The organism is Gammaproteobacteria bacterium (genome assembly GCA_009845905.1).
Lineage (GTDB): Bacteria > Pseudomonadota > Gammaproteobacteria > Steroidobacterales > Foliamicaceae > Foliamicus.
Genome location: VXYS01000004.1, coordinates 832,435 through 857,960 on the forward strand (window position 1 = coordinate 832,435; position 25,526 = coordinate 857,960).

Sequence of the window (25,526 nt, forward strand, 5' to 3'; positions counted from 1 at the left end):
CGCTTGTGCTCAGGCTGCGGCGGCAGCGGTCTTGAGCTGTTCAAGCACCCGCTTGTAGTCCACGGGCATGACCTTGACGAACTGCCCGACGCTGTTCCGCCAGTCTTCGAGTATCGCCCGGGCGACGGTGGAACCGGTGAAGCGCAGGTGCCGCTCGATCAGCTCCCTGACCTCGGCCCGGTCCGGTTCCGCCTCCAGCGGTTCCAGCTCCACCATCTCGGGGTTGCAGAGGTCGGCGAATTCCCCGTGCGGGTTCCACACGTAGGCCACGCCGCCGCTCATGCCGGCGGCGAAATTGCGCCCGGTGCGCCCGAGTATGACCACGCGCCCGCCCGTCATGTATTCGCAGCCGTGGTCGCCGACGCCCTCGACGACCGCGCGGGCGCCGCTGTTGCGCACGCAGAACCGCTCCGCCGCCACCCCCCGGAAGAAGCACTCGCCGGAGGTGGCGCCGTAGAGCACGACGTTGCCGACCAGGATGTTGTCCTCCGGCGTGAAGCGCGACTCCGCGGGCGGGTAGATGATCACGCGCCCGCCCGACAGGCCCTTGCCCACGTAGTCGTTGGCGTCGCCCTCGACCTCCAGCGTGACGCCGCGGGCCAGCCAGCAGCCGAAGCTCTGACCGGCGTGACCGCGGAACTTGAAGTGGATGGAGCCGTCCGGCAGCATCTCCGGACCGCAGCTCCGGATGATGGCGTTCGAAAGTATGCCGCCCACGACCCGGTTCGCATTGCTGATGGGCAACTCCTCGTAAACCTGTTCGCCTCGCGCCAGCGCCGGTTCGGCCAATTCGATCAGCCTGTAGTCCAGCGCGCGCTCGAGCCCGTGGTCCTGCTCGTGCATGGCGTAGGCGCCCAGGAAATCCGGCGGCTCCTCCGCCGGCGTCAGCAGTTCCGTCAGGTCGATGCCGCCGGCCTTCCAGTGATCCACCGCCGCGGAGGCATCGAGCGCATCCACCCGCCCCACCATCTCGTTGACCGTGCGGAAGCCCAGGTCGGCCATGATCCGGCGCAATTCCTTCGCGACCATGAAGAAATAATTGATGACGTGTTCCGGCAGGCCCTCGAATTTCGCCCGCAATGCCGGGTCCTGCGTAGCGATCCCCACCGGGCAGGTGTTGAGATGGCACTTGCGCATCATGATGCAGCCCAGCGCGATCAGCGGCGCGGTCGAGAAGCCGAACTCCTCGGCGCCGAGCAGGCAGGCGATCGCGACGTCGCGCCCGGTCTTGAGCTGGCCGTCGGTCTGCAGCACTACCCGCGAGCGCAGGTTGTTGACGACCAGCGTCTGGTGCGTCTCGGCAATGCCCAGTTCCCAGGGAAGCCCCGCGTGCTTGATCGACGTGAGCGGCGAGGCCCCGGTGCCGCCGGAATCCCCGGCGATCACGAGGTGGTCCGAGCGCGCCTTGGTCACGCCCGCGGCCACCGCCCCCACGCCGATCTCCGCGCCGAGCTTGACGCTGATGCGCGCCTCGGGGTTGCCGTTCTTCAGGTCGTGGATGAGCTGGGCGATGTCCTCGATCGAATAGATGTCGTGGTGCGGCGGCGGGCTGATGAGCCCCACGCCGGGCGTCGAATGGCGGATCGCGGCGATGGTCTCGTCGACCTTGCGGCCGGGCAGTTCGCCACCCTCCCCGGGCTTGGCGCCCTGCACGATCTTGATCTGCAGTTCGTCGGCGTTGGTCAGGTAGTTGATGGTCACGCCGAACCGGCCGCTGGCCACCTGCTTGATCGCGCTGCGCGCCGAATCGCCGTTCGGCATTGGCGTATAGCGGCGTGAATCCTCGCCGCCCTCGCCGGTGTTCGACTTGCCGCCGATGCGGTTCATGGCCACGGCCAGCATTTCGTGGGACTCAGCGCTGATGGAGCCGAAACTCATGGCCCCGGTGGCGAATCGCTTGACGATCTCGCTTTCTGGTTCGACCTCGTCGACTTCGATGGACCCGCCGTTGACGCCGCTCACGAACTCCAGCAGCCCGCGAAGGTTGGCCTTGGCGGTGTTCTCCCGGTTCGCGTGGTCGGCGAAGCGCCAGTAGGCGCTCTCGTCATTGGTCCGGGCGGCCACCTGCAGGTCGGCTATGGCCTGCGGGTCCCACATGTGCGTGTCGCCGTGCCGGCGCCAGTGGAAGTCGCCGGGGTTAGGCAGCACAACGACGTTGCCGTTGCGCCCCGGATAGCCGAGCGCGTGACGGCGCTCCAGCTCCTCGGCGAGGACCTCCAGGCCCACGCCCTGCACCCGGCTCGCGGTGCCGCGGAAGGCGCGCTCGATGACGTCGTCCGCCAGCCCCACCGCCTCGAAGATCTGCGCGCCCTTGTAGGACTGCAGCGTGGAGATGCCCATCTTCGCCATCACCTTGAGCATGCCCTTGGCGGTGCCCTTGCGGTAGGCCTCGACGACATCGCGGCGGGTGGCGACGTGCGGTGCATCGTCGAAATAGCCCTTCTCGAGCGAGTCCCACAGCGCCTCGAAGGCGAGATACGGATTGATGGCGTCGGCGCCGTAGCCCGTCAGCAGGCAATGGTGATGCACTTCCCGGGCCTCGCCGGTCTCCAGGATGATGCCGATGCGCGTGCGCGCGTGGGTCTCGACCAGGTGATGGTGCACGGCCCCCACCGCGAGCAAGGCGCTGATCGGCACCCGCTCCTGCCCGACGGCGCGATCGGAGAGCACGATGAGGCTGTAGCCCTCGTCGATGGCCCGGCTTGATTCGGCGCAGATGCGGTCCAGCGCGGCCGTCAGGCCCGCTACGCCCGAACCGGCCCCATAGGTGATGTCGATGGACGCCGTCTTCCAGCCCCGGTAATCGAGGTGCCTGATGGCCGCCAGTTCTTCGTTGGACAGGATGGGATGCGGGATGCGCAGCCGGTGCGCGTGCTCCTCCGTGGTCTCCAGCAGGTTCCGTTCCGGGCCGCAGTAGCAGTCCAGCGCCATGATGACCTCTTCCCGGATCGAGTCGATGGCCGGGTTGGTCACCTGGGCGAAACGCTGCTTGAAGTAGTCGTAGAGCATGCGCGGCTTGTCGGACATCACGGCCAGCGCGGCGTCGTTGCCCATGGAGCCGAGTGGATCGCGCAGTTCCCGGACCAGCGGCTGCAGCATGATGTCCATGGTCTCGACGGTGTAGCCGAAGGCGTTCATGCGCGCCGTCAGCGTGGCCGGTTCGCGCGCCGGCGGCAGCGCGGGCGGCAGTTCCTCGAGTTCGATGCGCTGCTTTTCGAGCCAGTCGGCGTAGGGACGGGCGGACGCCCATTCGCCCTTGATTTCCTCGTCCGGGATCATGCGGCCCTGCTCGAAGTCGATCAGGAAGATGCGCCCCGGCTTGAGGCGCCCCTTCCTGACCACGCGTTCCGGGGCGACCCGCACCACGCCCACTTCCGAGGCCATGATGCAGCGGTCGTCGTCGGTGATGTAGTAACGGCTCGGCCGCAGCCCGTTGCGGTCGAGCACGGCGCCGATATAGGTGCCGTCGGTGAACGCGATCGAGGCCGGACCGTCCCAGGGCTCCATCAGGCAGGAGTGGTATTCGTAGAAGGCGCGCCTGGCCGCGTCCATGCCGCCGTGCTGCTGCCAGGCTTCGGGAATCATCATCAGCACCGCTTCCTGCAGCTTGCGCCCGGTCATCAGCAGGAACTCCAGCACGTTGTCGAAGGACCCGGAGTCGGAACAGTCGGGCTCCACGATCGGAAACAGCCTGGCCAGGTCGTCGCCGAACAGCGGCGAACTCAAGACGCCCTCGCGGGCGTTCATCGCGTTGACGTTGCCGAGCAGCGTGTTGATCTCGCCGTTGTGGCACATGAAGCGGTTGGGCTGCGCGCGGTCCCAGGACGGGAAGGTGTTGGTGCTGAAGCGCGAATGCACCATGGCCAGGTGCGACTCGAAGTCCGGCTGGCCCAGGTCCGTGAAGAACGGCGCCATCTGGTTGGGCGTGAGCATGCCCTTGTAGATGATGACCTTGGACGACAGCGAACAGATGTAGAACAGCTGTCGCTGCGCCAGGGTTTCGTCGCCGCGCAGCACGTGCGTCGCGTGCTTGCGGATCAGGTACAGCTTGCGCTCGAACTCGTCGGTATCGAGGCCGTCGCCCGCGCCGCCCGGACCCCTGGGAGCGAGGGCGTCCCGCCCTCCGCCCGAACCGGCGCCGACGAACAACTGGACCATGTGCGGCATGGCGGCCCGCGCCGCGGTGCCGATGTCCGCGCCTTCGGGATCGATGGGCAGCTCCCGCCAGCCCAGCAGCCGCTGGCCCGCGCTTTCGATTTCGCGCTCCAGAAGTGCAAGGCAGCGTTCCCGTTCCTCCGTGTCGGTGGGCAGGAACACGATTCCGACGCCGTAACGGCCGCGCTCGGGCAATTCGACGCCGAGGTCTTCGGCCGCGGCGCGGCGCAGGAAGCGGTCCGGCAGGCCCAGCAGGATGCCCGCCCCGTCGCCGGTGTTCTTTTCGTAGCCGATGCCGCCGCGATGCTCCATCGAGCAGTTCATGCCGAGCGCGTCCTCGACGACGCCCCTGCTTTGCCGGCCCTTGATGTCGCAGACGAAGCCGATGCCGCAGCTGTCCTTCTCCAGCGCCGGATCGTACAGCCCCTGCTTCGGCGGGAGGCCGAAGTTCCGCCGTCCGGGCAAGGATCCGTTTTGTGCAGTCATGGGCCGATACTCAAACCGTGTGCAGCGCCGCCATCGCTGCGCCGGCCGCCCAGCCGGCGCGGGAAAATCAGTTGGTGGCTTGAAATGCGAGCAAACCGGCGCTTCGTGCTGAAACGCCAACCAACTAGCTTCCCAAAAAGCGCCGGATAAATCAAGTTTTCCACGCGCGTTGTGTGGCAATATGATCCCGTGAAGGAGAGAACGTAATGGCTGATTTACTTACACCGGAGGCGGTGGCGGAGAAGCTGGAAGCGCTGTCGGACTGGAGCCTGGACGACGGCAAGCTGCACCGTTCGTTCCGCTTTGCGGACTTCCGCCGCGCCTTCGCTTTCATGACCGGCGCCGCACTGGCCGCCGAGCGCTTCAACCACCATCCCGAGTGGTTCAACGTCTGGTCGAAGGTGGACGTGCATCTGAATACGCACGAGGCCGGCGGTATTACCGAGCTCGATTTTCAGTTGGCGCATGCCATGAACGAACTGGCCGACGCGCTGTGAGAGCCGTCTACGAACGCGGGGCCGGCCAGCCGTTCGCCTCGCGTTCCGAAGCATTCAGCACCCGCGGCATGGTCGCGACCAGCCAGGTGTTCGCCACCCAGGCCGGGCTGGACATACTGCGCTCCGGCGGCAACGCCATCGATGCGGCGATTGCCGCCAACGCCGTGCTGGGGCTCACCGAACCGACCGGCTGCGGCATCGGCGGCGACCTGTTCGCGATGGTCTGGGAGCCGGACAAGGACGCGCCCGTGGGCCTGAACGCCAGCGGCCGCGCTCCGCGCTCGCTGAACCCGGACGTGTTCCGCCAACTCTCGCTGGATTCGATTCCTTCCCTCGGTCCGCTGCCGGTTTCGACCCCGGGCGCCGTGGACGGCTGGTTCGAGCTGCACGGGCGCTACGGCTCCCTGGACTTCGGCGATCTGCTGGCGCCGGCCATCGAACTGGCCCGCGAAGGGTTTCCCGTAGGCCAGCTGACGGCGTCCGCCTGGGCTCGCAACGCACGCTCCCTGCGCGAGTTCCCGGGGTTCGCCGACTGCTTCATGCCCGGCGGCGAGGCGCCCGCGAAAGGCCAGGTCTTCGCCAATCCGCGTCTCGCACGGACCTACGAAACGCTGGCGGCGGACGGCCGGGAGGCGTTCTATCGTGGCGAGATTGCCTGGAAGATCGCCGCCTACATGCGCGAGAACGGCGGCTACCTGGACGAGTCGGACCTGGCCTCGCACGCTTCCGAGTGGATCAGGCCGGTGTCCTCCAGCTACCGCGGAAACGACGTCTACGCCCTGCCCCCCAATACCCAGGGCATCGCGACGCTGCAAATCCTCAACCTGCTGGAGCAGCATGACATTCAGCCGCTGGGGTTCGGCTCGGCCAATTACCTGCATCTGCTCATCGAGGCCAAGAAGCTGGCGTTCGAGGATCGCGCGCGCTATTACGCGGACCCCTCCTTCGTGGCGACGCCCACCGAGGAACTGATCTCCAAGGAATATGCGCTGGAGAGAGGCAGGCTGATCGACCCCGAACGTGCCGCCACCGGCGTTGTTCACGGCGACCCGAGGCTGGATTCGCCGCAGACCGTCTACCTGGCGGCCGGCGACCGCGACGGCCTCCTCGTCTCGTTGATCCAGTCCAACTACCGGGGCATGGGATCGGGCATGACGCCGGGCGACCTGGGCTTCGTGCTGCACAACCGCGGCGAACTGTTCAACCTCGATCCCGACCACCCGAACGCGCTGGTTCCGGGCAAGCGCCCGTTTCACACCATCATCCCGGGCCTTGCGCGTTTCGCCGGCGGCGAGCGGCTGGCGTTCGGGGTCATGGGCGGCTCGATGCAGCCGCAGGCCCAGGCGCAGGTCATCGCCAACGTCGTGGATTTCGGCATGGACCTGCAGGCAGCCGGCGACGCTCCGCGCGTCTTTCACGGCGGTTCCAGCCAGCCCACCGGCGAGGCGGCGCAGGAGGACGGCGGAAGGCTTGCGCTGGAACCGGGTTTCGGGGAGGCGGTGCGCGAGGAACTGACCGGCTTGGGACACGTCATGGGCAGGGCGCGCGGCGTCTTCGGCGGTTACCAGGCCGTGATGCACGACGGAAAGACGGGCGTGCTGACCGGCGCCTCGGACCCGCGCAAGGACGGCCAGGCCGCGGGGCTGTAGGATGTCGCCGCGATGAACGACAAACAACTCATCACGCTGACCGGGATCACGACCACCGGCACGCCACACCTCGGCAACTACGTGGGCGCCATTCGCCCTGCGGTGGAGGCGAGTCGCAGCGCGCCGGCCGGATGCAGCTTCTTCTTCCTGGCCGACTTCCACGCGCTGGTCAAGAACCGCGACGCCGACGAGGTGGCGCAGTCCAGCCTGGAGGTGGCCGCCGCCTGGCTGGCCGCGGGCCTGGACACCGAAAACGCGGTGTTCTACCGGCAATCGGACATCCCCGAGATTCCGGAGCTGACCTGGGTCCTCACGACGCTCACGGCCAAGGGCCTGATGAACCGCTCGCACGCCTACAAGGCCGCGAACGACGCCAACCGCGATGCCGGCGTGGCCGACCTGGACCGCGGGGTCACGATGGGCCTGTTCTGCTACCCCATCCTGATGGCCGCCGACATCCTGATGTTCAAGGCCGACCGGGTGCCGGTGGGCAAGGACCAGCGCCAGCACGTGGAAATGGCCCGCGACATCGCGCAGCGCTTCAACCATCACTACGGCGAACTGCTGACCGTGCCTCAAGCCGACATCGACGAGCACCGCGCGGTGCTGCTGGGCCCGGACGGGCGCAAGATGTCGAAAAGCTACGGCAACGTCGTCCCGCTGTTCTGTCCCGCGAAACAACTGCGCAAATACATCATGCGGGTCAGGACCAACTCGCAGGCGCCCGGCGAGCCCAAGGACCCGGACGACAGCCTGCTGTTCGACCTGTACCGCTCGGTGGCGAGCCCGGAAGAAACCGCCGCGATGCGCGAGCGCTACGCGGCGGGCATCGGCTGGGCGGAAATGAAGAACGAACTTTACGAATACCTCGACGCCTTGCTGGCGCCGGGACGGGAGGTATACGACCGCCTGATCGCCAATCCGGGCGACGTCGAGGCGGAACTGAAGCGCGGCGCCCAGCGGGCCCGCGAAATCAGCGAACCGCTGATGAAAGACATCCGCCATGCGGTCGGATTGCGCGCCCTCAAAGCCTGACGGCGCGAATATTGGTTAACATACGCGGCCTGAATATCTCGGGACAACATCGATGCGTACATTGGTATCGCTGCCTGCAGCCGTCGCGGCCTCCCTGCTGATCGCCGTGTCCGGACAGGTCGGCACGGCGGAAGCGGAAGAAGCGTCCGCGGAAGAAGACATGAAACCGCTGGTCCTCGTGGCGGGAGCCACGGGCAAGACGGGGGCGCTGGTCGTTGCGCAACTGCAGGCAAAGGGCTACCCGGTGCGCGCCTTCGTGCGTGACGCGGCCAAGGCCGCCGAGCGCCTGGGCGCGGACGTGGAAGCCGTGACCGGCGACCTCAAGAACCCCGCCAGCATCGCCGCCGCGCTCAAGGGCGTGGATGCGGTCATCAACGCGGCCGGCTCCGGCGTCCCGGCTGCGGACGACAATATGCCGGAGCACGTCGATTTCCAGGGCGCCCGCAACCTGGCCGAGGAGGCTGTGGCGGCCGGCGTGGGCCACTATGTCCTGGTCTCCTCCATGGGCGTGACGGACGACGACCACTACCTGAACCAGATGTTCAACAACGTCATGCTCTGGAAACGAAGGGGCGAGGAGGCGGTCATGGCGAGCGGGATCACCTACACGATCGTTCGTCCGGGCGGACTGAACGACGAGCCCGGCAGCGCGCAGACCATCGTCTTCGAACAGGGTGACAATCCGGGCCGGGGAAAGGTGATCAGCCGCACCGATCTGGCCCGGGTCTGCGTCGCCGCGCTCCGGGACGAGGGGGCCGTCAACAAGGTGTTTGAAATCTACACGCGGGATGGCGAACCGCAAACCGACTTTTCCGGCGAATTCGCGGCACTCGGAGGATCATGACTATGCGCCCATTCAAACTGATCGGTTTTCTGGCGGCGGCCTCCCTGGCCGCGGCCGCCTGCGGGCAGAGCGGCGAGGCGCCCGTCGAACAGGCCGCGCCCCAGGAGGAATCCAAACCCCTGGTGCTGGTGGCCGGCGCCACCGGCGGGACCGGCTCGCTGGTCGTCGCGGAACTCATCGGGCAGGGCTACCCGGTGCGGGCCTTCGTTCGCGACGCGGCCAAAGCCGCCGAGCGCCTGGGCGCGGACGTGGAGGCCGTGGTCGGCGACCTCAGGGACCCGGCCAGCATCGCGGCCACGCTGGATGGCGTGGGCGTAGTCGTCAACGCGGCAGGTTCCGGCGTCCCGGCGCCGGACGACAACATGCCGGAGCACGTCGATTTCGAAGGCGCCCGCAATCTGGCCGACGCTGCGGCGGCGGCCGGCGTCGGCCACTATGTCCTGGTCTCCTCGATGGGCGTGACGCACGACGACCACCAGTTGAACCGCCTGTTCAACAACATCCTGGTCTGGAAGCGCAAGGGCGAGGACGCGGTCGCGGCCAGCGGCATCCCCTACACGATCATTCGCCCGGGCGGTCTGAACGACGGACCCGGCAACGAGCAGACGGTCATCTTCGAGCAGGGTGACATCATGGGCCTGGACAAGGCCATCAGCCGGACCGACGTGGCGCGGGTGACCGTCGCCGCGGTCAAGGACGAGGGAGCGCGGAACAAGGTGTTCGAAATCTATGCTCGGGACGGCGAACCGCAGACCGGCTTTTCCGGCGAATTCGCGGCACTCGGAGGATCCTGACCATGCGTCCGTTCAAACTGATCGGTTTTCTGGCGGCGGCCTCCCTGGCCGCGGCCGCCTGCGGGCAGAGCGGCGAGGCGCCCGTCGAACAGGCCGCGCCCCAGGAGGAATCCAAACCCCTGGTGCTGGTGGCCGGCGCCACCGGCGGGACCGGCTCGCTGGTCGTCGCGGAACTCGTGAAGCAGGGCTACCCGGTGCGCGCCTTCGTACGCGACACGGCCAAGGCCGCCGAGCGCCTGGGCGCGGACGTGGAAGCGGTCGTGGGTGATCTCAAGGACCCCGCCAGCATCGCGGCCGCGCTGGACGGCGTAGGGGCCGTGATCAACGCAGCCGGAGCAAGCGCAGGCGGAGGCCCCGGCAACACCGCCGAGAACGTGGACTTCGAGGGCGCCCGCAACCTCGCCGAAGCGGCGCTGGCGGCGGGAGCCGGCCAGTACGTGCTGGTTTCCTCGCGCGGCGTGACCGACGACGACCACTACCTGAACCGGATGTTCAACAACATCCTGATCTGGAAGCGCAGGGGCGAGGAAGCGGTGGCGGCCAGCGGAATTCCCTACACCATCGTTCGCCCGGGCGGCCTGAGCGACGATCCCGGCGGCAACCAGACCATCATCTTCGAGCAGGGCGATACCCGCTCGGAGGGCATCTGGATCACGCGCGCCGACGTGGCGCGGGTCTGCGTGGCGGCGCTGGCGCAAGACGCGGCGCTCAACAAGGTGTTCGAGATTCACGCCGAGGACGGGGAGCCGCAAGCGGACTTCGCCGCGGAATTCGCGTCGTTGAGCGCATCCTGACGCCCACGAATCATGCAGGACCTGGGAGCGAAGGCGTCTCGCCTTCGCCGAGGGCGGGACGCCCTCGCTCCCAGGTTGGCGTCCGCAACTGACCGATTGAGGCTGCCGGTCCCATGCCCGGAGCCCGCACTACCGTCGTCTGCGGCTCGCTCGCGTACGACAACATCATGCTGTTTCGCGGGCGCTTCGGCGAACAGATCCTTCCCGACAAGGTACATATCCTCAACGTAGCCTTCGAGGTTCCCGAATTCCGGCGCGAATTCGGCGGCTGCGCCGGAAACATCGCCTACAACCTGGCGCTGCTGGGCGACCGGCCGCTGATGCTGGCTGCCGCCGGCAGCGATTTCGCACCGTACCGCGAGCGTATCGAGCAACTGGGAATGGACGCGGCGCTGATCAGCGAACTGCCCGAGCAGCTCACCGCGCAGGCCTACATCATCACCGACCTGGACGACAACCAGATCACCGCTTTCCACCCGGGCGCGATGAACCACGCGCACTGCCGGGAACTGCCGGCGGACACCGGCGCGCAACTCGGGCTCATTTCGCCGGACGGCCGCCAGGCCATGCTCGATCACGCCGCGCAGATGCACGAGGCCGGCCTGCCGTTCATGTTCGATCCGGGCCAGGGGCTTCCGAACTTCAGCGGCAAGGAACTGCGCGACTTCATCCGCATGGCGGCCTGGGTGGCGGTCAACAGCTACGAAGCGGAAATGCTGAAGCGCGCCTCGGGCTGGAACCGGGGGCGGATCTGCGCCGAGGTCGAAGCGCTGATCGTGACGGAAGGCGCGCAGGGCGCGAAGATCTACCATGCGGATGAATGCGAAACCATTCCGCCCGCCCGCGTCGAAGAAGTCGTGGACCCGACCGGTTGCGGCGACGCCTTCCGGGCCGGCCTGGCTTACGGTATCGTGAGGGGATGGGACTGGAAAGACTCGGGAAGGCTGGCGGCGCTGCTGGGCGCCATCAAGGCGGGCAGCGCGGGAACGCAGAACCATCGGTTTGATCGAGAACGGCTTGAACGTGAATTCAAGGAAAACTACGGCTATGAGATTGACCTGGGCGACGGCGGCACTGACGCTGCTTTGCCTGAGCGCGCAGGCGCAGGATAACGAGGCCGCCTGGCGCAAGACGCTGGAGGAAATACGCCCCTCGGTCGTTTCGCTGAGGGTCAACAAGACACGGCCCTTCGACACCGAGTCCAACACGCTGCTCGACGGGACGGGCTTCGTCGTGGACGCGCAGCGCGGGATCATCCTGACGAACCGGCATATCGTATCGACCGGCCCGGTGAAGGGCGAGGCGCTGTTCGCCAACCAGGAGGAGATCGAACTCCAGCGCCTGTACGCCGATCCGGTGCACGATTTCGGCTTCTTCCGCTACGATCCGGCCGGGCTCCGCCACATCCGGCCCGAGGGCCTGGAACTGGCCCCCGAAGCGGCGCAGCTCGGGCGCGAAATCCGGGTGGTGGGCAACGACGCGGGCGAACGGTTCTCGATTCTTGCCGGAACCATCGCGCGGCTGGACCGCACCGCCCCCAACTACGGCTTCGGCCGCTACAACGACTTCAACACCTTCTACATTCAGGCCGCTTCCGGCACCTCGGGCGGCTCCTCGGGCAGCCCGGTCATCGACATCGAGGGCCGCGCGGTCGCACTGAACGCGGGCGGTCAGGTGCGCGCGCAAAGCAGCTATTTCCTGCCGCTGGAACGGGTCCGCCGTGCGCTGGCGCTGGTGCAGGAAGGCCAGCCCGTGCCGCGCGGCGGGCTGCTGACCACCTTCGAGCAGTTGCCTTACGACGAATTGCGCCGGCTGGGGCTGGGAGAGGAAGCCGAGGCGAACGCCCGCGCGACGTTTCCTGGCAGCGCCGGCCTGCTGGTCGTGCGCTCGACGCTGCAGGGGTCCGCGGCCTCGTCCGCGTTGATTCCGGGCGACATCCTGCTGCGGATCGAAGACGAGGAGTTTCCCGACTTCCTGCGCCTGGAAGCCGTGCTCGACGGGAGCGTCGGCCAGCCGGTATCGCTGCTGATCGAGCGCCGCGGCCGCGTCATGGAAGCGGTTATCGAGGTGGCCGACCTGCATGCGGTCACACCGCGCGAATACGTCGCTTTCGGCGGGACCTTTCTGCACCCGACCTCGTATCAGCAGGCGCGCCATTTCAACGTGCCGCTGAACACGATCTACGTGGCGCAACCCGGCTACATGCTGGGCCTGGCCGCGATCGAGAACGGATCGATCCTGCGCGAAATCAACGGACGGCCGCTGGAGACGCTGGACGACGTCGAACAGGCCCTGTCGGTGCTGGGGCATGAAGACGTGGCCCAGCTCCGCTACAGCACGCCGCGCAACCCGCGCGCCAACCAGGTGCGCAGCGCCCGCACCGGCCGGGGCTGGTTCGCGGCCGAACGCTGCCGGCAGGGCGAGTCCAGCCAGGACTGGTCGTGCCGGCCGCTTGCGCCCGCGGCGTCGGCCGGGCCCGCCGAGCCGCGTATGACCCAGCCGCGCGAGTTCGACGATTCGCGGCTGCGCCGGATCGCGCCTTCGCTGGTGCACGTGCGCTTCGACATGCCGTACGTCGTGTCCGCGGTCAACGGCCAGCACTACTACGGCGCGGGCCTGATCGTGGACACGGAAAGGGGCTGGGTCGTCGTGGATCGCAATACCGTGCCCGAGACCATGGGCGACGCGGTGCTGACCTTCAACGGAACGCTGGAGGTCACGGCCCGGGTCGCCGCCATTCACCCGGTGCACAACCTCGCCGTGCTCCAGTACGACCCGGCGCTGCTGGGCGACACGCCCTTGCGGGCCGCGGTCTTCGCTCCGCGGGCGCCGCGGGCGGGCGAGGAGATCTTCCTGGCCGGCTTCCGCCCCGACCTGGAGCCGGTGATCCGGTCCTACGAAGCCGGCGATCTGAAGCCGATCAACGTGATGCCGTCGAACTTCGGCGGCTTTCGCGAGGCCAACCTCGAAATACTGGAAGTGGAGAACGCCGACGTGCAGATTTCCGGCGTGCTGCTGGACTCCCGCGCCCGGGTCGCGGCGCTGTGGAGCAGTTTCGCGTCGGGATCGAGAAACCGTCCCAACGAGATCGTCGCCGGCCTTCCGATCGAACACGTCCAGGTGATGCTCGATCACCTCCGGCGGGAGGCGTCCTGGCGTTCGCTGGAGGTCGAGTGGCAGCGTGCACCGCTATCGGTGGCCTTGCGCCGCGGACTGCCGGAGGACTGGCGGCTGAAGGTGGAGGAGCACGACAGGGAACGCCGCCAGGTGCTGATGGCGGAGCGGACCGTGGCCGGCACGCCCGCCGCCGACCAGGTGCGCCCTGGAGACCTGTTGCTGACGATCAACGGCCGGATGGCCACGCGGCCTCGGGAGGTCGAGCAGGCCATCGCCGGCCAGCCTCGGGCCGAGTTGCTGGTCTGGCGCAACGGCGAAGAAGTGAAGCTCGATTTCGACACGGTGGAACTGGGCTGGGAGGGCCTGCGGGAGGTCCTGTTCTGGGCCGGCGCGCTGATTCAGGAACCGCAGCGCGGAATGGCTGCCCAGCTCGCGATCCGGCCGCAGGGCGTCACCATCCAGCACTACACCTACGGATCGCCGGCCCACCGCTACCTGCTGCCGATCCGCTACCTGCAGGTCACCGCGCTTGACGGACAGCCGGTCGCCAGCCTGGGCGAGTTCGCCGGCGCGCTTCAGATGGTGGGAGACAAGCCAATCGTTCGCGTCGAGGGCATAACGCCCACCGGCGCAACCAAGGTCGCCACGGTCAAGCTCGACCCCGCCTACTGGCCAAGCTCACGGATGCGCCTGAGCGACGGCGCCTGGGAACGCTTGAATCTGGCCGAGTAGGAGGCGCTTCGATCCCGCTCCTTTGTGTGCTTCCCTCTTTCCGGAGGCGCCATCCTGGCTCGATTCTCGCTGTCCTGCTCCAACGCTCCTGAAAGAGGGAAGCACACAAAGGAGCTACGGTCGGCGAATCTCCCGAAGGAAGGCACTTGGTTAGCGCATGGCGCGGGCGGCAAGCTGGCGCTTTAGAGGCGGGAAGCGATCGACTGCCGCCATTCCACGCGAGGCGAGCGGCGCCATGGGGCCGCTGAAGGCGGCGTTGATCGCGTGAATGCCGAATGACATTTCCTCGCCGTAACGGGCCCGCTCGCGCGCGAAACGGCCCAGCACCCGCGCGTCGCCGATCATCGCATCGCCCTGGCCGGCGCAAATCCGGGCCAGCGCCTCGGCATCACCGAGTCCCAGGTTGAGCCCCTGGCCCGCGAGGGGATGCACGGTGCGCGCCGCTTCCCCTACCAGCGCATAGCGTTCCCCGCAGGCTTGTTCCGCCTGGCCGCGACGCAGGGGAAACGAGGCAATCGGGGTCGCGGGAACGAGTTCTCCGGCCACCGACGCACCGGCGTCGTTCAGCGCCGCCTTCAGGCCCTTCTCGTCGAGGCGCTTGAGTCGTTCGGCGCGCTCGTCGGGCAGGCTCCAGACGATGCTCATCCGGCTCTCGCTCAACGGCAGCAAGGCCAGGACGCCGTCATCTTCAAACCGCTGCCAGGCCATGTCTCCATCGGCTTCGCTGCAGTCCGCCTCGAATACCAGTCCGGTCTGGCCGTAGCCGGACGAACGGAATTCGATCCCCAGCGCCGAACGCAGCTTCGACTGCGCTCCGTCGGCGCCGATCAGGAGTTCGGCGCCGATCTCCTCGCCGTTGTCGAGATCGAGGTATCCGCAATCCTCTTCGATCCGAACGGACGCCAGCGCGGCGCCGGAGTAAACGCGAACCCCCATGCACTGCTGCGCCCGATCCCAGAGCGCGCGCCGCAACGGCGCCTCGTGGGCCACGCTGCCCAGCATCCGGACGCCCAGCTCGGCCGCGTCGAACGTGATCGAGTTTCCGGATGCGGGTCCGCCTTCTCCCCGCCACACGACCATCCGCGAAAACGCATGCGCGGGGAACGAAGGCGTCCCCGCCTTCGACGAGGGCGGGACGCCTTCGCGTCCAGCCCCGCATTCGGTGAGCACCTCCACGGCGCCGGGCGAGAGCGTCAGTGCGCGTTGCGGTCCCTCGCCATCCGTTTCCCGCGGAGCGGACCGCTCCACCAGCGCGACGTCCCAGTCGCAGCGGCGGTTGAGCAGCAGTGCGCATGCCAGGCCCACGGTCCCGCCACCGGCGACCGCGGCCTGAAAGCGCGCACTCATAAAGGCAGTCCGCGCGCCAGTCGCGACATGCGGCCACCCTGCCCCAGCGCGAAACGAGCCAGCATCGGCCTTGCCTGCGGCAGAACGTCAAACGCCTGCAGGCCCAGTCCGCGCAACGGCCGCAGCCAGGCGCTGCGACTCAGCCGCGCAAGGCCGTCGGTAAAGCGGACCACGTTGGCCTGGTCCTGCCGACGCCACGAGGCATAGCTCGCCAGCAGGGCCGGATCGCCGGGGTCGGACGGCGGCCGTCCGGCGGCCGCCAGCGTTTCCGACAGCGCCGCTACATCGCGCAGCGCCAGGTTGAATCCCTGGGCCACCAGCGGATGCACGCTGTTGGCCGCCGCGCCCACCAGCACCGACCGGGGCGCCGTCACCCGCTCCGCCCGGTGCAGCGACAGCGGATAGACGGCGCGCGGCCCGACCGCAACGAACTCCCCGGCTCGGTAACCCATCAGTTCCTGCAAGTGACCCAGCAGGTCGCCGTCGCTCATTTCCCCAAGTCTTTCCGCGCCCCGGTTCGATACGATCACGAACCCGTAGCGCCGCCCGCCCGCGGGCAGCACGGCCAGCGGGCCGTCGGCGGTAAAGCGCTCCCAGGCGGTGTCCGGCCGGATCACCTTGCGGACCTCGGCCAGGCCCGTCAGCGCGACCTGCGGGTATTCCTTGTGCTCGGCTTGAATGCCGAACTTCTCGCGCAGCGGCGAACGAGCGCCCTCCGCCACTGCCAGCAAACGGGCGTCGAGCGTCTTCGCCTTCCCTGATTCCGCCTTGACTCTGACGCGCACCCTGTCGGCCTCCACCTCCACCGAACGCACCTTGGCAGGGCAAAAGATGTCGACGCGTTCCGACTCGCGCAGCTTCTCCCACAGCGCCTGTCCCAGCACCCGGTTGCGGACCACGCTGCCCAGGCTGTCCAGCCCCTGCGAAGCGGCGTCGATCCGCGCGCCGCCGAAGCAGCCGCGCTCGGAAATCTCCACGGCCCGGATCGGGCTCGGCGTCTCGGCAAGCCGCGTCCAGACGCCCAGGTTCTCGAGGATCCGAACGCCGGTGCGCGCGATCGCGCTGGTGCGGTCGTCGAGGCTGGGCTGGCCCGGGTCCTCCGGCGGAACCGCCTCGACCACGGCGACCTTCAGTCCCAGGTCCGCCAGCGCGACCGCGAGGCTGGCGCCCGTCAGCCCGCCGCCGGCCACCAGGACCGCGTACATCAGCCGGAGCCGACCAGCGCTTCGATTTCGTCCGGGTCTTTCGACAGCGCGGCCGTCAGCACCTCGTGCCCGGACTGGGTCACCGCCACGTCGTCCTCGATCCGAATCCCGATTCCGCGGAACCCCTTGGGCACGTCGCCGTTCTCCGCGGCGATATAGATGCCGGGTTCGACCGTGCAGCACATGCCGGGTTCCAGCTTTCTCGGCTCGCCGTCGGTCTCGTAGTCGCCCACGTCGTGCACGTCCATCCCCAGCCAGTGCGAGGTGCGGTGCATGAAGAACTCTCGGTAGCCCCCGTCGCGAACCAGCTCGGACACCTTGCCCTTGAGCAGTCCGATCCGCTTGAGCCCGCGCGTGATCACGTCGATGGCGGCATGGTGCGGGTCGAGGATGGCCGCGCCGGGTTCCATCTTTTCGATCGCCGCCCGCTGCGCTTCCAGCACGATCTCATAGACGGCGCGCTGCTCGGGCGTGTACGTGCCGCCGACCGGCCAGGTCCGGGTAATGTCCGACGCGTAGCCTTCGAGTTCGCAGCCGGCGTCAACCAGCAGCAGGTCGCCGTCGCGCATCCGGCTCGTGTTCTCGTTGTAATGCAGGATGCAGGCGTTGGCGCCGGAGGCGACGATCGACGGATACGATTCGGTCGCCCCGCTCTGGTTGAAGCGATAGACGATCTCCGCTTCCACCTGGTATTCGTACATGTCCGGGCGGGTGCGCCGCATCCCCCGCTTGTGGGCGCCCACGGCCACCGCCGCGGAACTGCGCATGCATTCCAGCTCCGTTTCGTGTTTGCACAGGCGCATTTCGTGCAGGTAAAAGTCCAGTGCGGCAACCTGCACCGGCGCCTTGTTGCGTTCCTTGGACCCGTCGCGCATTTTCTTCAGCCATCCGCCCAGCCGCGCCTCGAAAGCCGGGTTGCTGCCCAGGTCGTAGTGCACGGTGTCGCAGCCCTTGAGCAAGCCGGGCATGACTTCGTCCAGCGCGTCGATGGGATAGGCGCTATCGGCGCCGAATTGGTCCTTCGCGCCCTCGGGACCGGCGCGCTTGCCGTCCCACAATTCGCGCAGGGGATCGCGGTTGCGGCAGAACAGCACGAACTCGCCGTCGGCGCGGCCGGGCACGAGCACGGCCACCGCTTCGGGCTCGCGGAAACCGGTCAGATAGAGCAGGTTCGTGTCCGGTCGATAGGGGTAATCGACATCTCGGCTGCGGACCCTCACCGGGCTTGCGGGGACGATGGCCGCGCAGCCGGGACCGAGCGCGCCCAAGAGGGCGCGGCGCCGGCGGGCGAAGTCCTGAGCCTGGAGCATTTGCCGATTTTAGCCGGTCGCCGATCCTGGGAGGGAGGGGGTTCCGTGCTATATTCGCGGGTCATGGCACAGGAACAAAACCTGCACAACGAGATCGAATTGCTGTCGGAGCGCGTCGACGAACTGCTCGATCTGAACGATCAGTTGCGCCGCGAGAATGCCGCGCTGCTCACCCAGTGCGAGAAACTTCAGGGCGAGCGCTCCAGGCTGTTCAATACCCGGGAGGAAGCACGCCAGCGGGTCGCCGAGATGGTTCAGCGTCTGCGCAGCATGGAACGCAGCGTGTGACCGAAAAGTTCGAGACCGTCAGGCTTCGAATCCTGGGCGAGGACCACACAATCGCCTGTGAACCTGGAGACCGCGAGGTGCTGAAGAGCGCGGCTTCCCTGCTCGACGAGCAGATCGAGAACGTGCAGCACGCGGACCCCCTGCTCGACACGACCAACGTATTCATGCTGGCGGCCCTGAGGCTTGCCACCAACCTGCTGCAATCGCAGCGCGCGAACGACAGCAGCGCCACGGAAACCATCGACAGCGTGCGCAGCGTCCGCCGGCGCGTCGAACGGCGCCTCGAGAAAGCCGCCGCAACCAACGGCGCCAAGGCGCAAGCCGCCGGCTGACCCCGCCCGCACAACGTCGTCCTGGGAGCGAGGGCGTCCCGCCCTCAAAAAAGAGCGACAAAATGCCCATCGACGCCCTGCGCTCCTCCCTGCGCAAGAGGCGCGCGATCCTGAGCGCCTCCCAACGCGACGAAGCCGCCAAGCAATGCGCACAACTGGCGCGCTCCCTGCCCGCACTCCAACACGCACGCTGCATCGCCGCCTACATCGCCCACCGTGGCGAAATGTCCTGCGAACCGATCATCGACTGGGCGCTGGAGCGCGGCGTCACGGTGCTGCTGCCCGTGATCGTCGGCCGGCACATGCGGTTCGCGCCGTTCGATCCAGGCGAGGCGCTGGCGCAAAACCGATGGGGAATACTCGAACCGGAATGGCGCCCCGGGCGCTGGGTGAGCGCGAGAAGGCCGAACGTGGTCCTGCTGCCGCTGGTGGCCTTCGACTCCGGCGGCAACCGGCTCGGGCAAGGCGGCGGCTACTACGACCGCGCGTTCGCGTTTCGCAATGCGTCGAAGAACTGGCGGCGGCCGTTGCTGGTGGGGTTGGGCTACGAGTTTCAGCAGGTGGGCCAGCTTTACGCCAAGCCGACTGACGTGCCGGTGGATGCGGTGATCACGGAAATGCGGATCCACGAGTTCGGCGGTGATTGAGGGCGGGACGCCCTCGCTCCCAGGGGGAAGCCCGCGTTTCGAGGGCGGGACGCCGCAAGGGACATGCCCTTGCTCCCAGGCGGCGCCGGCGCTCCATATAATGGCCGTGGCCGGCAAACTGCGAGGCTGTTTCTCTTTCCCCGTTACGGTAGAGCCGAGTGCGATCGAAAAAGACCGATAAAGAGGCAGCGCTGGCGGCCAAGCGCCATGCCGCGCGCGCCGCGATCGAGCACATCCGCCACGACTGCCGCCTGGGCGTAGGCACGGGCAGCACCACCAACGAGTTCATCGCCCTGCTTCCGGAGGTGCGTGACCGGATCACGGCCATCGCGTCCAGCTCGCAGGCCACCACCGATCTGCTGAACGACCTTGGGTTCGAGGTGTCGCCCCTGAGCCAGTGCGGCACGCTGGACCTCTACGTGGACGGCGCCGACGAGACCGACGACCACCGGCGCCTGATCAAGGGCGGCGGGGCCGCGCTGACCGGGGAAAAAATACTCGTGGCGTCCTCGCGCCGTTTCGTCTGCATCGTCGACGAAAGCAAGCGGGTCAAGCTGCTCGGCAAGTTCCCTCTGCCCGTCGAGGTCATCCCGATGGGGCGCTCGGCGGTAGCCCGCAAGCTCGTCGAACTGGGCGGCCAGCCGCAGTACCGCGAAGGCGTGGTCACCGACTACGGCAACGAGATCCTGGACGTGCACAACCTCAAGATCCTCGACCCGGTGGAAATGGAAACCGAAATCAACCAGGTCCCCGGCGTCGTGACCGTGGGCCTGTTCGCCCGCCACCGCCCCGAAGTCGTGATCGTCGGCACGGCAGAAGGCGCCTACTCCCTATAATTCCCCTATGTTGGGGGGGCACGTAACGTCGGCGGGTTTCGCGCTCGCGCTGGTGCTCGCCACGGCGCTGGCCGCCCCGGACGCCGCGGCGCAAACCGACCAGACCGACCAGTCAGACACGATCGAGGAGATCGTCGTCATGGCCAGGACCGGCAGCCGGATCAGCCGGCAGAGCGATTCGCCGTCGCCGCTCACGATCCACGAGGGGCCGGACCTGACGGATGCAGGGCTCAAGGACATTCGCGACGTGGTGGGCGTCCTCTCGATCAACGCGGGCTCGGAGAACAATTCCGACAACCTGTCGCAGAACTACACGGTGGGCACGGCCAACGTCAATCTGCGCGGCTTGGGCGTCGCCTCCACGCTGGTGCTGGTGAACGGCAGGCGGCAGGTGCTTTCCTCGGCGCAGACCGACGACGGGTTCAGTTTCGTGGACCTGGCGGGCTTGGCGCCGATGCTCGCCATCGAGCGCGTCGAGATCTTGAAGGACGGCGCCGCCGCGATTTACGGCTCCGAGGCGGTGGCCGGCGTCGTGAACTTCATCACCCGCGGCGGCTACAACGGGTTCGAGCTGCGAACCGAGTTCCGCACACGCACCAGCGAGGGTTCCCAGGAAGACCTGACCGTCGATGCGGTCTATGGCGGCGAATTCGCCCAGGGCGAAGGCGACTTCCTCGTAGCCGCCAGCTACCTGGACCGCACCAGCCTGATATTGGCCGAGGTCGACTGGCTGGCGCCGTCCACCAGCGGTTTCGGCAATCCGGCCAGCTTCAACGTACCGTCTACGGGACAAACGGTGGCCGATCCGGGTTGCGCCCGCTACGAGGGCCTTCTGCAGCAGCTTTCCGGCGGCGCCGGCGAAATCTGCCGTTTCGACTACGCTCCGCAAATCACGACGGTGCCCAACGAACGGCGCCTGCAGCTCTGGGGCCAGGGCGACTGGAACCGGGGCGGCAAAACAGCCTTGTGGGCCGAGTTCGGCTACGCCAGGAACGACATCAACCGCGAGGTGTCGCCCAGCTTTCCAGTCCTAAACACGCCCGTGGTGCCGGCCTATCACCCGGCCAATCCCTACGGCGAGGACGTGTTCTTCCAGGGTCGGCCGTACGGTTACGCGCATCCGCCCGAGGTCAACTACTACGAGCACGAAACCCTGAGGTTCGCCGCCGGTATGGAGGGCGAACTGACGGATTCCGCGTCCTGGAACGTCTCCGTGGTCTACGGCGCCAACGACGCCCTGCAAAACCCACGCGACGTGCACATAGCGAACTTCCAGGCCGCTCTGAACGGCTTCGGCGGCAGCGGCTGCGCGCCCGGACCGGACCGGACGCCCGGACAGGGCGGCTGCCTGTTCTTCAACCCCTTCAGCTCGAACTTCGCGGCGGAACCAGGCTCGCCGCTTGCCAACGGGCGAGAACTGTACGAGTTCATCATCGGCGACTTCATCGGCCTGGGAGACTCGCGGCTGACGACCGTTGAAGCCAACGTCAACGGCGACCTGCCCGTTTTGGGGGGCGCCTATGCTGTCGGCGCACAGCACCGCAAACAGACGCTGGACTTCCGCTACGACACCGTAACCCGCCAGGACGGCTGGGCGTTTCTGATCGGCAACCCCAACTTCGACGCGGACGATTCCGTCTATGCCGTCTATGGCGAAGCCTGGCTGCCGCTCACCGACAGCCTGGAGGTGACCGGCGCGTTGCGTTACGAGGATTACGGTTCCGGCGTGGGCAATACGCTGGACCCGAAAGTCACGCTCCTTTACCGGCCTTCGGACGCGTGGTCGCTGCGGGGCTCCTACAGTACCTCCTTCCGGGCGCCATCGCCGTTTCAGACCCGCGGCGCGCAAACCAATTTCACCAATATCGTCGATTACGACGCATCGAGGACCTTCGCCGGTCGCCGCACCGTCGGCGATCCCACGCTGCAGCCGGAAACGTCGAGCGCATACAACCTGGGCGTGACCTGGCAGGGAAGCGCGACCTGGGCGCTGAGCGCCGATTTCTGGCGCTACGAGTTCGAGGACGTGCTGCGCAAGGAAAACGCCCAGGCGATCGTGAACGCCGACCCGTTCGATCCGCGCATCGAACGAACGTCCGCCGGCACCATCACCATCGTCAACGTGGCGTTCATCAACGCCGACAGGATCGAAACCACCGGCGTCGATCTCTCGGCGCGCGGCACCGTGGATACCGGCGCGGGACTGTTTTCTGGATGGGCCGAGGCCACCTGGCTTTTCAGTTACGACGTGACCAACGCGGGCGTTGAAATCGATGCGCTGGGCAAGCTCAATCGGGCCAACGTCGGCGCACCCAACCAGCGATTCCGGGGCGCGGCCGGCCTGTCCTGGACCAGGGGTGCGTGGGAAGTGAATGGCCTGGTGCGCCACATCGGCGGCTATGAAGACGACGGCGGCGGCTCCATCGACAGCTTCACCACGCTCGACGCAAACGTCCGCTGGTCGTTTGGCGGTTTCTTTGGCGTCGGGGCCGATAATGAGACGACCCTCACGCTAGGCGCCGCCAACCTGCTCGACCAGGACCCGCCATACGTAGCCATAGGCGGCAACTACGACCCCCGCTCCGCCGACCCCCGCGGCCGCCGCATCTTCCTCGGCTTCCGAATCCGCACCCAGTAACCTAGCAGAGAGGACATAGCCTGGGAGGGAGGACGTCCCGTCCTCCCCGGGAAGGCGAGACGCCTTCCCTCCCAGGACATGGCAAAATGCCCGCCTCACGACCAAGGAACCCCGCCCATGTCCGCACCCGCCTCCTTCGCCCCGATCCACGTCCGCAACCCGCGCACCGGCGAGCGCGACTACGTCATCAAGCCCGCCACGCCCGACGAGGTCGCGGCCACCGCCGACCGCCTGCGCATGAACCAGCCCGCCTGGCTGGACCTGGGGCTGGAGAAGCGCATCGAGGCGCTCAACGCTTTCGCGGACGCCGTGCAGGACAACCGCCAGGCGATCTTCGACGCGCTGGTGGCGGATACCGGCCGGGTCCTGATCACGCACATCGAGATCGACAACCTCAAGCACATGACCGACCGGATGGCCGGATTCGCCCGGGAAATCATCAAGAACGAAGCCGCCCGCAACAGCTCGGTGCCAACGATCATGGCGCGCACCCAACTGGTCCCCTTCCCGCTGGTGGGCATCATCTCGCCCTGGAACTTCCCCTTCCTGCTGGGAATGATCGACTCGGTTCCGGCGCTGATCGCCGGTAGCGCGATCCTCTACAAGCCCAGCGAGATCACGCCCCGTCACGCGGACCCCGTGCGCGAATGCTTCGCCCAGGTGCCCGGACTTTCGGACGTGGTCGATTACGCCATGGGCGCCGGGGCGACCGGCGAGGCCGTGATCGACAACTCGGACGCCGTCTGTTTCACGGGCAGCGTGCGCACCGGGCGCATCGTCGCCGAGCGCGCCGCCAGCAACTTCATCCCCGCCTTCCTGGAAATGGGCGGCAAGGACCCGGCCATCGTCCTGGAGTCGGCGGACCTGGAGCGCACCGCCCAGGTCCTGCTGCGCGGCTCGGTCGCGGCAACGGGCCAGGCCTGCCAGTCCGTGGAGCGCATCTACGTGGCCCGCCCGATTCACGATGCCCTGGTCGAGCGGCTCGCCGAACTGGCCGCCAACGTCACGCTCAATACCGAAGCGCCCGACAAGGGCCACATCGGCCCCCTGATCTTCGAGAAGCAGCTCGCGACCATCCAGTCGCACGTCGACGACGCCGTCGAAAAAGGCGCCACCGTGCATTGCGGGGGCAAGCCCGTCGAGGACGGCGGCACCTGGTATCCCGCGACCGTCGTGAGCGGCGTCAACCACACGATGCGCATCATGACCGACGAGACCTTCGGGCCGGTGCTGCCCGTCATGCCCTTCGACAGCCTCGACGAGGCCGTCGAGCTGGCCAACGACTCGCGCTACGGCCTGAGCGCCAACGTCTTCGCCGGAAGCGAGGAAGAGGGCGTGGAAGTGGGCCGGCGCCTGAACGGCGGCGTAGTCAGCGTCAACGAAGCCTCGCTGTCGGGCTCAGTGCACGAATTCGAGCAGGATCCCTTCAACCTCTCCGGCCTGGGCCGCTCCCGCATGGGCCCCCCCGGCATCGACCGCTTCTACCGCCACAAGCTCATCCTGTCCGAACTGTCGCCCGAAGCCCGCAACATCGACGCCTACGCCGAACCCGCCACCTAAGGAAGGAGGGCGTCTTGCCCTCCCTTAAGAAGGCACTCGGTCCATTTGAATTGAACGCCAATATAAGGGGGATTCCAGGAGGGGAAATCACCTCTCTTACCTGGACATAGGTTTATGGTTCCCATTCCTCCCGCTACGCCACGGTAATTGCAACTTATCGCCGTTCTCTGTAAGGAAAGAGGGCAGGACTATGAAGAATCCTGCCGCTTGATCCTGGATGGCGCTTCTCAAGTGCGGAACGTTGCGGAGGCTGAAACCATGATCGCGTGGCTGAAAGTACATGACGTGGTTTGTGTCGTGGATTCATCAGACATACCACCTGAATTCCACACACGGAAGGATGCGTGAAAAACCAATGCCACGCTGTCAAGCGTGATACATTGACCCCGCAATAGGGAACCAGCCTTCCGCCGGGGCTCCCGCAGAAACCAGGTTATGCAAAACCCCTCCGCGCCCGAGCTTTATATTGCAGGGCACACTTTCGAGCACCTAGGCTTTATCCGCCTGGAAAGGCAACCGGACGGAAGCCCCGTCCTGGATAACCCACAGGAGGAGCTGGCCGAGACCGAACGGCACAAGGAACTAACGCCTCCCTTTTGCCGGTTGCGACTACCCAAGCTGCCCAGTACCGCCGGGGTGTATGTCGTGGTAACCAATGGCACTCCGGCCTATGTCGGAACCGCAGAGAACCTATACAAACGCTGGCACAGCGGCTACAAGAAAATCAGCCGGTCCAATTGCAAGCACAATGGCCAGCCCACGAACACCCGAGTCAACCACTTGATCCTGGAAGCCCGGGAAAGAGGGCTAAAGGTCGGGATACTATTCTGTCGCTACGATACCCTGGAACAACTGGCGATCGCTGAACTAAGCCCACCCTGGAATATCCAGTAGTGGGTAGCTAAAGATATGGTTCCCGGGACTGGGTTAGTCGTTGCCTGTTACTCGAAATTACTAAAGAGACCGCGATTTTCCTCCCAAAACCCCCCAAGTGTTATCATGCCCACCGCTGGCTCGGCACGCGGCGGGGTATGGCGCAGTCTGGTAGCGCGTCTGCTTTGGGAGCAGAAGGTCAACGGTTCAAATCCGTTTACCCCGACCACTGCGCCAAAGGGCCGCCGCTTTCCCGGTCTGACCAGTCGATGCGCCTGTAGCTCAACTGGATAGAGCACCGGCCTTCTAAGCCGGTGGTTGCAGGTTCGAGTCCTGCCAGGCGCGCCATCGGCGGAAGCGGCGCCCCAGGCGGCGGGCCGGACAGCA

General features: G+C 67.0%; 17 protein-coding genes and 2 tRNA genes. 15 read left to right on the forward strand and 4 right to left on the reverse strand.

What is annotated here, in order from left to right:
* Positions 1–9: 9 nt before the first annotated feature.
* Positions 10–4,641 carry a glutamate synthase large subunit gene (gltB, locus tag F4036_05235; GenBank protein ID MYK37147.1) on the reverse strand — a complete coding sequence of 1,544 codons (4,632 nt, stop codon included), beginning with the start codon at positions 4,639–4,641 and terminating at the stop codon, positions 10–12.
* Between the two features lie 206 nt (positions 4,642–4,847).
* Between gltB and F4036_05240 the strand changes: the two genes are divergently transcribed.
* The 8 genes from F4036_05240 (at position 4,848) to F4036_05275 (ending at position 14,103) form a co-directional block, all read left to right on the forward strand.
* Complete coding sequence (locus tag F4036_05240; GenBank protein MYK37148.1) at positions 4,848–5,138, forward strand: 4a-hydroxytetrahydrobiopterin dehydratase; 291 nt, start codon at positions 4,848–4,850, stop codon at positions 5,136–5,138.
* A gap of 68 nt (positions 5,139–5,206) precedes the next feature.
* Entirely contained in the window at positions 5,207–6,787 is a 1,581-nt protein-coding gene (gene ggt, locus F4036_05245; GenBank protein MYK37149.1) for a gamma-glutamyltransferase, read from the forward strand.
* Between the two features lie 12 nt (positions 6,788–6,799).
* Entirely contained in the window at positions 6,800–7,822 is a 1,023-nt protein-coding gene (trpS, locus tag F4036_05250; GenBank protein MYK37150.1) for a tryptophan--tRNA ligase, read from the forward strand.
* A 52-nt stretch (positions 7,823–7,874) separates the two neighbouring features.
* Positions 7,875–8,666: an SDR family oxidoreductase gene (locus tag F4036_05255; GenBank protein ID MYK37151.1), complete on the forward strand. Its 792-nt coding sequence runs from the start codon at positions 7,875–7,877 to the stop codon at positions 8,664–8,666.
* Positions 8,663–9,460, forward strand: coding sequence for an SDR family oxidoreductase (locus F4036_05260; protein MYK37152.1), 798 nt, complete (start codon positions 8,663–8,665; stop codon positions 9,458–9,460). Before F4036_05255 ends, F4036_05260 begins: the two co-directional genes overlap by 4 nt.
* Before the next feature lie 2 nt (positions 9,461–9,462).
* Complete coding sequence (locus F4036_05265) at positions 9,463–10,254, forward strand: SDR family oxidoreductase (GenBank protein ID MYK37153.1); 792 nt, start codon at positions 9,463–9,465, stop codon at positions 10,252–10,254.
* A gap of 113 nt (positions 10,255–10,367) precedes the next feature.
* Positions 10,368–11,366, forward strand: a complete 999-nt coding sequence (locus tag F4036_05270) for a carbohydrate kinase family protein (protein MYK37154.1) — start codon at positions 10,368–10,370, stop codon at positions 11,364–11,366.
* Positions 11,302–14,103: a hypothetical protein gene (locus F4036_05275; protein ID MYK37155.1), complete on the forward strand. Its 2,802-nt coding sequence runs from the start codon at positions 11,302–11,304 to the stop codon at positions 14,101–14,103. Before F4036_05270 ends, F4036_05275 begins: the two co-directional genes overlap by 65 nt.
* Positions 14,104–14,253: 150 nt before the next feature.
* Here F4036_05275 and F4036_05280 read toward each other — a convergent pair whose 3' ends face one another.
* From F4036_05280 to pepP, 3 genes are read right to left on the reverse strand one after another with little or no spacing between them, the layout of a single operon-like run.
* Entirely contained in the window at positions 14,254–15,450 is a 1,197-nt protein-coding gene (locus tag F4036_05280; protein MYK37156.1) for a hypothetical protein, read from the reverse strand.
* Entirely contained in the window at positions 15,447–16,655 is a 1,209-nt protein-coding gene (locus F4036_05285; protein MYK37157.1) for a 2-octaprenyl-6-methoxyphenyl hydroxylase, read from the reverse strand. Before F4036_05285 ends, F4036_05280 begins: the two co-directional genes overlap by 4 nt.
* Positions 16,655–17,965: a Xaa-Pro aminopeptidase gene (gene pepP / locus F4036_05290; GenBank protein ID MYK37158.1), complete on the reverse strand. Its 1,311-nt coding sequence runs from the start codon at positions 17,963–17,965 to the stop codon at positions 16,655–16,657. Before pepP ends, F4036_05285 begins: the two co-directional genes overlap by 1 nt.
* Between pepP and F4036_05295 the strand changes: the two genes are divergently transcribed.
* The 7 genes from F4036_05295 (at position 17,881) to F4036_05325 (ending at position 25,487) form a co-directional block, all read left to right on the forward strand.
* Positions 17,881–18,585, forward strand: coding sequence for a cell division protein ZapA (locus F4036_05295; protein ID MYK37159.1), 705 nt, complete (start codon positions 17,881–17,883; stop codon positions 18,583–18,585). The two genes, pepP and F4036_05295, sit on opposite strands and share 85 nt — an antisense overlap.
* 62 nt (positions 18,586–18,647) lie before the next feature.
* Complete coding sequence (locus F4036_05300; protein ID MYK37160.1) at positions 18,648–19,232, forward strand: 5-formyltetrahydrofolate cyclo-ligase; 585 nt, start codon at positions 18,648–18,650, stop codon at positions 19,230–19,232.
* Between the two features lie 191 nt (positions 19,233–19,423).
* Positions 19,424–20,068 (forward strand): ribose-5-phosphate isomerase RpiA, encoded by a 645-nt coding sequence (gene rpiA / locus F4036_05305; protein MYK37161.1) that lies wholly within the window; start codon positions 19,424–19,426, stop codon positions 20,066–20,068.
* A gap of 7 nt (positions 20,069–20,075) precedes the next feature.
* Positions 20,076–22,706 carry a TonB-dependent receptor gene (locus F4036_05310; protein ID MYK37162.1) on the forward strand — a complete coding sequence of 877 codons (2,631 nt, stop codon included), beginning with the start codon at positions 20,076–20,078 and terminating at the stop codon, positions 22,704–22,706.
* 117 nt (positions 22,707–22,823) lie between these two features.
* On the forward strand, positions 22,824–24,266 hold the full coding sequence (locus tag F4036_05315) for an aldehyde dehydrogenase family protein (protein ID MYK37163.1): 1,443 nt from the start codon (positions 22,824–22,826) through the stop codon (positions 24,264–24,266).
* A 1,025-nt stretch (positions 24,267–25,291) separates the two neighbouring features.
* A tRNA-Pro gene (locus F4036_05320) sits at positions 25,292–25,368 on the forward strand.
* 42 nt (positions 25,369–25,410) lie between these two features.
* Positions 25,411–25,487: transfer RNA gene (locus tag F4036_05325), tRNA-Arg, on the forward strand.
* The last annotated feature ends 39 nt before the right edge of the window (positions 25,488–25,526 follow it).